This window comes from Ilyomonas limi (assembly GCF_005233845.1).
Classification (GTDB): Bacteria; Bacteroidota; Bacteroidia; order Chitinophagales; family Chitinophagaceae; genus Ilyomonas; species Ilyomonas limi.
This window is the reverse complement of sequence record NZ_SZQL01000009.1, coordinates 39,298-53,347: the sequence shown is the minus strand read 5'-3', so window position 1 is coordinate 53,347 and position 14,050 is coordinate 39,298. Positions and strand designations below refer to the sequence as shown.

8 protein-coding genes are annotated in these 14,050 nt (G+C 40.6%); 5 read left to right on the top strand and 3 right to left on the bottom strand.

The annotated features are described in order from the left end of the window. Positions 1 to 16: 16 nt before the first annotated feature. Entirely contained in the window at positions 17 to 3,061 is a 3,045-nt protein-coding gene (locus FC093_RS12175) for a SusC/RagA family TonB-linked outer membrane protein (protein ID WP_137262068.1), read from the bottom strand. Positions 3,062 to 3,318: 257 nt separating this feature from the next. On the opposite strand from FC093_RS12175, the gene FC093_RS12170 reads away from it, so the two are divergent. Continuing rightward, entirely contained in the window at positions 3,319 to 4,377 is a 1,059-nt protein-coding gene (locus tag FC093_RS12170; RefSeq protein ID WP_137262067.1) for a sulfotransferase family protein, read from the top strand. A 17-nt stretch (positions 4,378 to 4,394) separates the two neighbouring features. Here the strand turns inward: FC093_RS12170 and FC093_RS12165 are convergent, their stop codons facing one another. After that, on the bottom strand, positions 4,395 to 5,441 hold the full coding sequence (locus FC093_RS12165) for a phosphotransferase enzyme family protein (RefSeq protein WP_170971068.1): 1,047 nt from the start codon (positions 5,439 to 5,441) through the stop codon (positions 4,395 to 4,397). Between the two features lie 103 nt (positions 5,442 to 5,544). Between FC093_RS12165 and FC093_RS12160 the strand changes: the two genes are divergently transcribed. Further along, positions 5,545 to 6,546 (top strand): LacI family DNA-binding transcriptional regulator, encoded by a 1,002-nt coding sequence (locus tag FC093_RS12160; protein ID WP_137262065.1) that lies wholly within the window; start codon positions 5,545 to 5,547, stop codon positions 6,544 to 6,546. A gap of 233 nt (positions 6,547 to 6,779) precedes the next feature. Here FC093_RS12160 and FC093_RS12155 read toward each other — a convergent pair whose 3' ends face one another. Next, complete coding sequence (locus tag FC093_RS12155) at positions 6,780 to 7,622, bottom strand: DUF2911 domain-containing protein (RefSeq protein ID WP_170971067.1); 843 nt, start codon at positions 7,620 to 7,622, stop codon at positions 6,780 to 6,782. 676 nt (positions 7,623 to 8,298) lie between these two features. Here FC093_RS12155 and FC093_RS12150 point away from each other — a divergent pair. From FC093_RS12150 to FC093_RS12140, 3 genes are all read left to right on the top strand, one after another. Then, on the top strand, positions 8,299 to 11,781 hold the full coding sequence (locus FC093_RS12150) for a TraB/GumN family protein (RefSeq protein ID WP_137262063.1): 3,483 nt from the start codon (positions 8,299 to 8,301) through the stop codon (positions 11,779 to 11,781). 428 nt (positions 11,782 to 12,209) lie between these two features. Further along, entirely contained in the window at positions 12,210 to 13,325 is a 1,116-nt protein-coding gene (locus FC093_RS12145; RefSeq protein ID WP_137262062.1) for a nickel-binding protein, read from the top strand. A gap of 235 nt (positions 13,326 to 13,560) precedes the next feature. Beyond that, the gene (locus FC093_RS12140; protein WP_137262061.1) at positions 13,561 to 13,953 is read left to right on the top strand and encodes a group I truncated hemoglobin; all 393 of its coding nucleotides are present in this window, start codon (positions 13,561 to 13,563) and stop codon (positions 13,951 to 13,953) included. Positions 13,954 to 14,050 lie beyond the last annotated feature (97 nt).

The following is a 14,050-nucleotide window of genomic DNA, read 5'->3' as shown; positions in this document are numbered from 1 at the left end:
AAGCAATGATGATTGATTAATGAATGCTCAATCTTGCACCAAATTCAAATGTTTTGAAAGCAGGGAATACACCGAAATCCAAACCGCCGCCAAGGTTATTGATAGAGCTAAATGTTGTAGTATTGGGCGAATTATTAGCCGCTGTATGCACATTTACTTCGGGGTCAGTACCTGAATAATTGGTAATAGTTAAGAGGTTTTGTACATTGGCAAATACCTGTAAATTCTCCACAATGCGCAGATGTCTTAGCAGCGATTGCGGCAGATTATACGCCAGGGAAACCTGCTTTAAACGGATGTAAGAAGCATTCTCTACAAAGCGGGAATTTACATAACTGCCATACGCACTTAAGAAGTAACCTTCTCTCGGCACATCGGTGTTTTCGTGAGTGCCGGGTACAAAACGGTTCAGAATATCTTTACCTGTAGTGGACTCTAATACCAGGCGGTTCATGTTATATAAGCTATAACCAAAGCTGCTTTGAATAAAGATATTCAGATCAAAACCCTTATAAGTAAAGCGGTTGCTAAAACCAGCCGTATAATGCGGATTGGTATTGCCAAGATATTTCCTGTCGTCGGGTGTAATAACACCATCACCATTCAAATCGGCATATTTTGGATCACCGGGTTTTGCATTAGGCTCTGCATCATATTTTTCACCGGTTTTAATGACGCCGAGATATACAAAGCCATACAACTCACCCAGCTCATGTCCGGGTTCCAAACGGGTAAATTCACGTCCTGATACCACGCCGCTGGGATTGGCAGTATTGGTGCTGATAACAGGGACGCCGGGTGCTAAAGCAATACATTTTTGTTTGTTGTATGCAATATTGAAAGTACTGTTCCAGGAGAAATCTTTTGAGGTAATATTGCTGGTGTTGATACCCAATTCAATGCCCTGGTTTTGGATAGAGCCGGCATTAATTAACTGCGTGCTAAAGCCCCACCATTGACCAATGGGCACATTCAATAACAGATCGGTTGTTTTCTTACTGTATAAATCAATGGTAGCGGTAACACGGTCTTGTACAAAGCCCATATCAATGCCTAAATTCCACTGCGCTGTACTTTCCCATCTTAAACTGTTATTTGATAAAACAGAAGGTTCGATGCCTACCTGCAATACACCGCTTCCATCGAGCACGGTGCTGTAGTTGGAAAAAGTAGTTAAATATTGATAAGGATTTACCCGGTCATTACCTGTTAATCCATAACCTAATCTTACTTTCAGGCTGGAAAAAGTATTAAGATTTTTGATGAATTTTTCATCGGACAACCGATAGGCAATAGCACCGGAAGGAAATGCACCCCAGCGATTGCCACCCGGAAATTTGGAAGAACCATCTTCTCTGAATGTAAAGGTTGCCAATATCTTATCCTGAAAACCATAATTGATTCTGCCAAAGAAAGAGGTAGCTTTCAATGGCTCTGTTTTGCTGCTGGCAGGGTTGGTTGGCAAAGAACCTGCACCTAAGTTGTAATATAAAAAGTTATCAGTGGAAAACCCTTTGTTATCGCCACGTAAACTTTCATAACTGTCACGCTGATTGGAATAACCACCCACAACAGTTAGGGAATGATCGCCTTTATTGTATTTATAGGTAAGATATTGCTGCACCAGCCAGCGCGAAGAATTAAACATTTGTTCAGAAGCAATACCATTGCTCGCAGCACCAGCAACCAATGTCCTCGGCGTGTACTGGCCGGCTGTTGTTTGCGAAAACTCAGCACCACCATCTATGTGATAAGTAAGGTTCTTTACAACATCATAATCTAAGTAGATATTAGCATTTACGAGCTTATTACTCGAGTTATTGGTGGGTTCCAGCAAGCTGGCGAGTGCGTTGTTTTTACCTAAATATTTGTAGTAAGAACCATCTGCATTATACACGGGAATATTGGTGGGTGCTGTCATAATACCAAATAAAGGTGCGGTAATATCACCTGTATAGGATTGCAATGTAGAGCTACTGAAAGCGCCATAAAAATTACCACCCATTTTTATTTTGGTACCTATTGATTTCTCTGCACCAATTCTGCCGGAATACCTTTCGTAGCCGGTATGTTTTAGTACGCCGGTTTGTTTAAGATGATTAAAAGAGGTATATAGTTTTGAATTTTTATCACCGCTGCTAATGCTTACACCTTGGTTATCTACCGAAGCATTTTGTGTGGCTAAATTCCACCAGTCTGTATTGGTGGTTGGAAAAGAGGAGGGAAATGGCGGCGGATTGCCATCTTCTACAGCAATGGCGTTCATTACCTCGGTGTATTGAGCACCATTAATTAAATCGGGTTTATAGGTGAGGTATTGCGTACCATGAGAAATATTGCCTTCGATAGTTACTTTGCCGGCGGCACCTTTCTTGGTAGTAATCAACACTACACCGTTTGCACCACGCGCGCCATAAATGGCGGCCGCAGATGCATCTTTTAATATCTGTATATCTGCAATATCATTGGGGTTAATCATATTGCCGTTATCCGTAATAAATCCGTCCACCACATACAAAGGTGCATTGGTGGTATTAATTGAATTTCCACCACGAACAACGATAGATAAAGGAGCGCCGGGAGCAAAATTTGTTTGCTGCACCTGCACGCCGGCAGCACGTCCCTGCAATGCCTGCCCCACATTAGCAACTACGCCCCCCAGTGTTAAGTTATCACTGCTTACCGATGCAATGGCGCCGGTAACATCCCGCTTTTTTGTGGTGCCATAGCCCACTACTACCACTTCGTCCAACTTGTTGGTAGAAGTTTGTAAAGTAATGGACAACGATGTTTGTGAGCCGATAGCAACTTCCTGTGGCGCATAACCAACAGAACTAACTACCAACGTATTGCTTTTGTTGGGGACATTTATAGAAAAATGGCCGGCATCATCAGTAACTGTGGCAATAGTTGTTCCCTTTACGCTTACTGTAACACCCGGCATTTTAGTGCCGGAAGAGTCGGTGATATCACCTGAAATGAGCCGGGAATTACCTTGCCCCATGGAATCAAAAAACAGAAAGCAGGTTGCTATCAAAAGCAATAGTCTGAGCATTTTCATGTGTGTGGTTCGTTTAGCAGAAAGAAAATAATTTGCTAAACTTAAACGGTTATATGTTTATTTTTTTACGGAAACGATTGCGTAAGTTTTATAATAAGGAGAAAATATATCTTGTATTAGAAAAGATAATATTTATAAAAAAGTTGCATTAAAGATGTGCTGAAATGCAGGCGCAGCAGGCCTTTTGCTAAAATAGCGCTTTTGTATAATTATTCTTAATTTCTATTTTGTAAATAAAGTTTTTTACTATTCAGTGTATGAGATTAACTGCCGTTCAGATGATTGGCACACAGCGTTCAGGCTCTAATTTATTGCGCCTGATGCTTAATCAATTGCCACAGGTTTCTGCGCCGCACCCGCCGCATATCTTAGAACGTTTTGTTCCACTGCTGCCGCTGTATGGCAATTTATTATATACCCCTAATTTCAGAAAGTTGGTCACAGATGTTTGTCAGTTGGTGGCTTGCAACCCCGTTCCCTGGCAGCATGCAGCGTTGGACGTTGACAGGATTGTGCAACGGTGTGAAGCGCCTACAATCATTGAAATTGCACGGGTAATGTATGAGGAAAAAGCGAGGGACAAAAATGCAAGTATCTGGATATGCAAGAGCATGTCTAATATCCATTATGCCCAAGAACTGGAAGCTTCTTTGCAACCGCTTTACATTTTCCTGTACCGCGATGGCAGAGATGTTGCCTGCTCCTTTAAAAAAGCAGTTGTTGGTGAAAAGCACATTTATAATATTGCAAAGCAATGGAAAGAAGAGCAGGATAAGTGTATAGCACTACAACAGTATGTAGGCAATGAACGATGTGTATCGGTTTGTTATGAGCAACTGATTGCAAATCCTGAAGAAGAGTTGCGTAAAATAGGTGCATTTATCGGTGCTGAATATGATGCCAACTGCCTGTTGTACTATCGTTCTGAAGAAGCAAAAAGCACAGCCTCCTCGGGTGCCATGTGGCAGAACGTGGAGCGACAGGTATTAGCTGATAACTACAATAAATACCGTAAAGAATTATCGGCCGGTGAAATTGCTTTGTTCGAAAGAGTTGCCGGCGACACTTTGCAGCAACTCGGTTACACACTGGATTATGCAGGTGCATTATCTCAGGCTTTGCCGCTGCACGAAATAGAACATTATTACCGGCTAAACAAACAGTTGAAATTGGAAGCCAGGCTAAAGCAAACTCCGGTTGACGCAGCAAAAAGAAAGAAGCAGGAAGCTCTATTAAACAAACTAAAAATGGATATGGAAAACCATTATTTCAATCGCACTACAGGTGTTGAAAAAGTAGCTGCACAGTTTTTATAATACCGGCACGCCCGTTGTTAAGCAACAGTATATTTTTTACCTGTTATATGTTCCTGCAATAGATCAAGTAAACGCAACTGGTTGATTGTTCTGTCTTTGTTTTGTTCGGGATAAGTTGTCTTGTAATAAATGTTTCCATTTAGATGATCGGTTAAGAAACGCATTGCCTGCATATAAGTCATAATACTGCCTGCATAAGGAATATTGCTCCTTTCTTCTGCTGTTAAAAAAGGCGCCATCGCATCCATATAGCCTTCCGTTACAGCCTTTAAAAAATCGGTACGAATGGCAAGCTCAGAAAAACGAGTATCATTTTCATCTAAACTTGAGACAATGGTACGAACCATATCGCCCATATCAGAAAAGAAAAATCCGGCTTGTGTTGTATCTAAGTCTATAGGGCAACGAATGGCATTTGTATCCACATCAAAAAGGATGTTTGATATCTTGCAATCGTGATGCATGATGTGCAAGGGAAATGCTTTTTTATCGCCATTAATAATCATAAATTTCTTTACCAGCGAAGCATAATCTTCTATGCGTTGTATTAAATCTTTTGCTTGCACAATCCGTTCTGTCGGAGCATTTTGCAAAGCTGTTTTAAATTGCTGGTAACGAAAATCCAGGTCGTGGAAATGTGGGATAATGACTTCTAATTTTGTACTATCGAAGCTTTGAAGAACAGCAGTAAACGAACCAAAACAATGTGCTACTTCATACGCTTTTTCGGGTGTGTGAACAGCAGTGGGGCTATAGGTATTTTTCACAAATTCAAAGCAGCGCCAGACCTCGCCATGGTTGTCATACAAAAGATTGCCGGTAGCAGTTTTTACCAGCTCTGGCAATTTCATTGCGCCGTTAAACGTTAAATGTTGCTGTATAAGCTGATAGTTTTTTTGTAAAGCAGCCGGGTTTTTAAAAATGCCTGTATTTATTCTTTGCAGAAAATAGGAGTTGCCGTTATTTAAACTAATTTTATAACTGCTGTTTATGAGCCCGCTCACCAGCGGCTTTACAGATTGTATATCAGGTAAATTGAATTTTTCGCAGACAGTCAAAATCATAGAATAAGGCCGAAATAGTACTGTGATAAAAGCGAAAAGTAAGATGAAATTCCCGAAATTATAATGGCAATCGTTTGCGTTGATAGGAGAATAATAATAGTTTATGAAAAACCTGCCTACCATAAAGGAAATTGCAAAGCAATTAAAAGTGTCTGCATCCACTGTATCCAGGGCATTGCACGATCATCCCAGCATTGGTTTGCGCACCAAGAATGCGGTAAAAGAACTTGCCAAACAACTGAAATATGAACCTATACAAACGGCTATTTATTTTAAAGAAAGAAGAACTTATACCATTGGTGTTATCGTTCCCACTTTGTCGGAAGATTTTTTTGCAAAGGCAGTAAGCGGTATTGAGCAGATTGCATTTGAAAATAAGTTCAGTGTATTTGTTGCACAAAGTCATGATAGTATAGAAAGAGAGCAGCAATTATTAGAATCCTTTACACGCCGGCGAATAGATGGTTTGCTCGTATCCATTTCAAAAGAAACCAAACAGGTCAGCCATTTTGATGTTTTGAAGGAGTATAACATTCCGGTTGTTTTTTTTGACCGTGTTCCCAATGAGCAACATATTAATAAAGTTACCTGCGACCTTTACCATATTTCCATTAAACTGATTGATGTGTTGTATAAACTGCACCACAGAAAGATTGCGCTGTTGCTGGGGCCGCAATCAATAACAGCTAATGCAGAACGGATGAAAGGCTTTATTAATGGCATGGCAAAAAAGAGATTAAAAGTGAATCCTGCTTACATTGTGGAAACCGATTTTTCTAAAGAGCAAACCTGGAATGCCGTAAGTAAACTACTATCGCAAAAGCAAAGACCTACCGCCATTGTTGTCTTTAACGATTGGGTAGTGTTGGATGCTATTCAATTCATTAAAACACAAACCGACCTGCAACTAAATAAAGACATCACTTTTGCCAGTTATGCAAATCTTCCTTTTTGCAAATATCTCGATAATAAGCCTGTTGTCTCCGTTGAGCAATTTCCATTTCGTCAGGGCGAAGAAGCAGCCCGTATTCTGCTGGATTTGATTTTCAACTTTAAGGAAGAATCTGTACAGGAAAGTATTGCAGGCGAAATTGTTTTTTATTAAGTACAATAATAAAAGTGTACACAAGTAATTGGAGGATAGGGCAGGAGGTAGACTAATTAGGAAATTTTGATTGGGCAAACGGGTGAAAGAATCAACACCCGCGGTCTTCATTGCACATCATTGGCAGTGCAGGAAACGCGCGGGTGTTGAAAATCATCTTTTCTTTTCTCTGCAATATATCCTTCTCTTAAATAGCTGTGCTGAAGAACATTGCGGAGAATAAGAAAAGGAAATTATTTGCCAGCAATTAATTCTTTTGCCATCCTTACATAATCGTCATTGTTAGCTTCCGTGGCTACCTCAATAGTCTTATTGGCACTGGCTACGGCTCCGGTTTTATCACCTGCTGTTTTTTGAATTCTTGCTTTCAGCAGGTACAGCCAGAATGCTTTTGGATTTTGTTCAATACCCTTGTTTACATTCTCCAAAGCTTTGGTATAGTCTTTATCCCACTCATAATAAAAGTTGGCTGCCTGCTGATAAGGTTTGTTATCACTCTGCAACGCGGCCTCAATTTGTGCACGCAAACGATCTTTGATATTGGTGGTAATGGGCACTTTTACAGCCGCATTTCCCCATAGCAGTTGCAACTCGCAGCTTTCATTGCGCAGGTTTCCAAATTGCATGGTAAAGGTTTCCACTTTGTCGTTAATAGTGGTTACGGGCGCTTTCACCCGCGCTACATCATCACTTTCTGTAAAACCTTGCTGACCAGGATAGGCTGTGCCTTTACTAAAAACAACATCCCATTGCCCTTTGCCTGGAACGGTATAAATAACATAGTTGCCCGTATCGAGGGTTTTGCCGCCAATAGTTACATTATCGGTAAAACGGATTTTGGTAGCAGCATTGGCCCCTGTTCTCCACGGCTTACCCAAAGGTGCTAACACACTATTTGCCTCAAACAACTGGCGACCTCTAATAGAAGGCCGGCTGTATGTAAGCTCGATGGTGCCCATTCCAAAATCCTGTCGTATAAATTGGGTAGGACTTGGCTGAGGCATAGTAACCTGCGCGACAACATTGGTAAGCAATAAAGTAGTTGCTGCTAAAACAGTAAAAAGGTACTTCATCATGTTTTTCATAATTTTTACAAACCTACACCAACATTTGCTATGGTCAAAGCTTTGGGAGAGAGGGAGAATGCAGTAACAATATTTATCTATCAGTTGGTGTTCTGCCAAATACTGTAATACTGTTCGAAGATTTGCTGGCAGATAAATCATCGTCTAAGTCTTAGAAATCCATCTTAGAGTAAGTGGAGGCGTTAGCGCGGAGCGATCATGCCGTCCTTGAACCCACGGAGTGGTTCATTGAGTCTATTGAAAATATTTACTATCCGAAATAATTAAGCGAAGCGTTGTCTTGGATACCATTGAAAAAACATTAATACATTCATAACTTTTTTGTACCTTTTTCTTTCAATGCCTGTCCCGACAAGTCGGGGAGAAAAAAGGAAGATAGAATGTGTATGTAAGTAATCACTCTTCAATACTTTACTCATTTAATCAGCACTAAAAAATCTTCCGAACAGTATTCGTGTTCTGCCGAACAAAATATATGTATATCGTTTTTAACTAAGCGGCATCCTATATTCCCGGCTTCCTGCTCGCCGCTTCTATAGTATAACTCGCTTGCAATAATCATCATAGTACTGTTCTCATTTCTTAATTGCATTAAAGCTCTTTTTCATATTTAATTAATCGCATTATGTTTTAGCAGCAACTATTTTTGTCCGGCTTAAACCCTCTTATGAGAAAAGTACATATTATCGTTGCATTTGTAGCCCTTTTTTTCGGCAATTTCCTGTTTGCGCAGCAATTACCATCCACGCTATTGTGGAAAATAAGTGGTAATGGTTTGCAAAAGCCTTCTTACCTGTATGGTACCATGCACCTTACCGATGAGCGGATTTTTAACCTCGGAGATTCCCTGTATAAAGCTATTGAAAATACCGAAGGTTTTGCCATCGAGATAAATCCCGATGACTTTACGCCTTTTATCATAGATGAAGCTAAGAAAAGCATTCTGGCAAGTCAGCGTTTGAAAGACATGATGAGCGATAAGGAATTTAAAAAATATGCTAAAGTATTAGCCAAAAAGTTCAATAAAGATGAAGATGATATTACAACGGCCGATGTACTAAAAGAAAAAAATAAATGGATTGAAGAAAGCTACAAAACCGGCAAAATGCAGACCTTTTTGGATGCTTACCTCTTTGATGTGGCGCGGCGCCAGGGTAAATGGACAGGTGGCGTGGAGGATATGCAAGACCAGGAAAACCTGATAAATTACGCTGTAGATGAATCGGATATTGAAGAGCTGGCAGTAAATGATGGTAAAAGTGGAGGAAAAGCAAAAGCTACTTCTGGTACCGAGCAGCTCATTAATTTTTACGTAAAGAATGATTTAAATGCTATAGAACGCTTGTCGTACTTTGATGACAGTGCATATAGGGATAAACTGCTTACGGTACGCAATAGAAAAATGGCAATGCGTATGGATAGCTTAAGCCATGAGCGCAGTATGGTGTTTGCGGTAGGCGCGGCGCATCTGCCTGGCAGCGATGGTTTGATAGCATTACTTACAAAAAAGGGATTTATGGTAACGCCGGTTTTTTCATCAAAAAAAATCAAACCGGCTGCTTACAAAGTGCCCGAAATAGCATTGCCGTGGTATGATGTGAAAGATGAAGCCGGATTGTATGTAGCCTCTATGCCCGGCAAAGCCGGCAATATGACGCTCTATGGCATAATGAACATGAAAATGTACTTTGATGTTTTCAACAGTACCATGTATATGACCACCGCTTTACAAACGCCTTATTCCAAAGAGATGGCAGACAGTGTTATGGGCGTGATGGCTTCTTATTATTTTGGTACAAGCGATTACAACAAAGGCAAGCCTGTTACTGTGAGTAATGTATCGGGACGAGAATTCATTTTGGATAAAGATAAGTATAGCCGGGGCTACCTGCTGTACAAAGACGGTGTTATGTATATGGCGATTGCTGTGGCTATGAAGAAGGATACGGCTGTTGCAAACGCTATCAACCAATTTTTACATTCTTATGTAATAACCGAGAATAACAACAAAACAGACGATACAAAATATATTACTTATACCAATGCCGAAAAAGCATATTCCATAGATGTTCCTGCGCAGCCAAAATCTACCGATGATCTTGCATCTGCAAGTGATGACAAATCCATTAGCAGGGATCTGAAAACAGTAGTTGACCCTAAAAGCGGCGACTACCTTTTCTTTGGTGTCAATGAGGCTGCGCCGGGCTTCTTTATACCGAATGACAGCGTAATGCTTGCAAGTATGAAGGAATCGCAGAAAGATAAATTCTCGAAGCTGAGTATTGATACTACTTATTTTAAAGACGGGCACCGGGTAATGGAGATGGGGGGAATGCTGGTACAGGCACCGGTGATGATGAAAGCGCGTTATGAATTCAGGGGTAACCGATGGTATGCATTGGTCGCGATGTATGATCCTAAAAAAGACAATCCCGTTGTGGACAGGTTCTTCGGTTCTTTTAAAATGCTGGATTATACGGTACCCGAATGGAAGCAATATACCACCGGCGACACCTTGTTTTCAACCTGGGCGCCAGGTGAATTTACAACTGATGATGTCTCCGATTCATCAGACATCAATACCACGTACAAATATGAAAGTTTTGATAAGTTCCGTGCGGATGGTTACACGGTAACGACAGAACCCTTCAGTAAATATTACTGGCAAAAGGATGACACCACTTTGCTGAAAAAGCTGGGACACACCAATATTCATTATAACGATACCATCCTTTCTGAAAAATTTATAAGCAACGGCGGCGTTCGCGGCATGGAGATGGTAGTGCAGCAGGAAGGCGCTGCCAATGTAAGAAGAAAGCGGTTGTTGTTGAATGATAACAAATTGTATAACCTGGTTACCATTCAACCTTTATCCGAAATTTATAACAATAATACTAACAAGTTTTTTGAAGATTTCAGGTTTGCGAAAGCAGCTCCCAACGATCAGCTTTTTAATTCAAAAGCAACCTTATTATTGCACGATTTATCCAGTAAAGACTCCGCTACCCGCGCTACTGCAAAGGATTTTTTGAATACCGTTCCTTTTTCAAAAGAAGAACTGCCTTTGCTGCACGAAGCGCTGCTGAAGCAATATGCCGATGATGAAGAAGGATATGGTACCACCAAAGAAGCATTGCAGCGCGCCATTATAAATATGGATGATAGTTCATCTTACTATTTTGCAAAGGATCATTATTTGTCTGCTGCGGAGAACGACAAAAACGTATTGCTCGGTATCCTGCTCCATTTTCCTACAAAAGAACATTACCAGGATATAAAAACGGCACTGCTGCAGCAGCCACCAAAGCAACAACCGGATTATTCATTTGTGAGTGCATTTACAGATTCATTACAGCTTACGGCATCTATATTTGCCGATTTATTGCCTTTGCTGGATGATACGGTGATGGCGCCATCCATTCTCCGCATTGCAAGACCATTGCTGGATAGCGGCCTGATGGATATTACTGTAACAGAACCTTATCAACAAAGCATCCTCCGGTTTGCGCAGCAACATTATAAGAATATCAAGAGTGATCCTGACTCGTATGATTATTCCGATTATGCGTTGTTGGATGTGTTGGGATATATAAATAATACCGCTACCAATGCGGCACTGCAAAGTTGGACTTTACTAAAGAAGAGTCCTTACCTGCAAATGAGTGCGGCCTGCAAGCTCCTGCATAATAAACAGGTGCTTAACCCATCCACATTGCAAAATCTGGCAGCAGAAAAAGGAACCCGCACTGCACTATACGACACCTTGCGTGCGTATAAAAAAGAAGCGCTGTACCCAAAGGCCTATCTTACACAAAAAGACTTTGCAGAGAGTTATGTGTACACTGCTGCTTCCGATGATGATGAACCATCCAATCTTACTTATCTCACGCAAAAAGTGATTAATTTTAAAGGAAAGGAGGCCCGTTTTTACTTTTACAAAGTTACTTACGGCGAAGAAGATGATGCAAGTTATTCACTTGCCTGTGCCGGACCTTTTAATGTGAATGCCAACACCATTTCTGCAGAAGACGCCACCGGTGAAATGTATTACGAAGAAGATTTTGATCCAACGAATTTACCTGCACAAATGGATGCATTAATTAAGCAAATGGAAGATTGGTATGGATGGGGAAAGAAGAATGGGGAATAGTTGGGGTGCGGTGATGGAGACACGGAGAGTGCTTGGAGCAATTAATAATAAATGAGGCTTCACACTCTACGGAAAAGCAGGCAAAATTTGGAAGAGTTCGCTGAGTTCATTGGTAAATTAACACAGCACATACCTTATGCCTAATGAAGGTTTATTTGAAGCCTTTCTTGATGCTTCTCCAATAAAACTATCCTGTGTGAAACAAGACTAAGTACAGCAGTGGGTAAGTTGTTAGTTAAGCGCTTTATTTTATTAATTTATATACGGGCAGTTGCCCAAATCTTGTGGTTAGTAGCAGGTATTTTATTTTTCGTATATTGCTATATACTTAGCACTTTACTTATTATCAAAAGAGGAATATATTGTACGCGCTTTAACACCAAATACAAAAGCAAAACAGTCATGCAGTAATCCCAAAACCTGGTTGTATGCCTATCTACATGGACCGCCACAATTTGCCACAAGTAACAGCTAAGGATGTTGCCGAAGCGCATGCAAAAGATTTGCAAATACAAGATCAGTACGGATGCCGCGCCCTAACCTATTGGTTTGATGAGCGTAGAAGAACAGCTTTTTGCCTCGTAGAAGCGCCGGACGAAGCTTCGGTAGAAGCAATGCACAACCATGCACATGGCTTGGTACCCCATCAAATTATTGAAGTAAATCCACACTTGGTAGAATCGTTTCTGGGCAGGGTTACAGACCCGGAAATTGCAAAGGCAGATAATAGTTCCGGCTTACCTGCTATTCAGGAATCCGCGTTTAGAACCTTAATGCTGGTGACATTAAAAGGCGCTGCTGTAGTATTGGAAAAATGCAATGATGCTAATGCCAATAAAGTGATAAACATTGCGACTAATCAGTTAAGAATAACAACCGGGCGATTTGATGGCACCGGGGTAGAGCATACGGGTAGTTGCTTTTTATTTTCTTTTGTGTCTCCAACCAAAGCTATTACCAGCGCCGTTGAAGTGCAGAAAAGTATTGCCATGCACGACATATCAGCGAATGCACTACAACTGCAGATTGTTTTGAATGCAGGTATGCCGGTTACAAAGAACAAAGATTTATTTGGTGAGGCGCTAAAGGTTGCAAAAAGATTGAGCGTGGCAGCCAACGATGGCAATATCCTGGTTACGTCATCGGTAAAAGATTGGTGCAGAGACGAAGGGCTTAGCTTATCAAAAAGCAGGTTGCCTGTAAAAGTGATAAGTGCAACAGATGAGACGTTTTTAAATAGGTTAATAGCGTTCATGGAACAACAATATCACCATTCGGAACTGAATATTCGTTTGTTAACCAAAGCTATGCACACAAGCAAGTCTCAATTATATCGAAAAATGGTGTCGCTAACTTCGCTTGCACCTAACGATTTTATCAAAGAATTCCGTTTGCAGCAGGCATTGCATTTAATGGAAAAGGGAGAGCGCCATATTGCTGAAGTTGCTTATGCCACAGGATTTACAAGTTCATCTTATTTTTCAAAGTGCTTTCAAAAAAGGTTTGGTGTATTGCCATCGCATTATGCTATCCTGGTTGCATAGTTTGTTTTCGGGTGAATCATAATTGCTACTATTTGAACCAAAAGTTGCATTCTACTTAAGCTTGCAAATGTAATTTTGAAATACAAAACGGCATCTTACAACACAAGCTGGATAAACAAAGGCTGATATTGATGACACGGAGTGAAACATGCTAAGGCTACCATGTGAGCATTGCTTCTTTATGCTTAAAGCCTGTATGTTGTTGAATATTATTTCTTCACCTTAAAATAGCCATATGGAAATCTTAACCGAACAATCACTTTCCTTGTACGAAAGACTTGGTGAAGCCGAAGGTATTCGCCGTCTGGTAGAGGATATTGTGGAAGCACACATGAATAATCCGGTGATTAAAGCACGTTTTCTACCTTACAGAGATACGCCTGAACGAATGCATCATGTGAAGGAAATGCTGGTGCAGTTCTTATGCGCCGGCAGTGGTGGTATGGAAAAATATACCGGGAGGGATATGGTAGAAACCCACAAGGGCATGAACATTAGCGAAACGGAATATATTGCTGCGATAGATGATATTATGAAGACCTTACAAAAACACAACATTGACCGGGACACGCAAAAAGATATTCTGTTTATCAGTTATTCTTTAAAGAATCAAATTATCCGTAAGTAGTAATTAATTAAAGGAAATTTCGCTTTTCTGCTTGCAAAAAGAATTGTCCGGTGCGTGTATGTACGTATCGGACAATTCTTTTTGCAAGCATAGATAA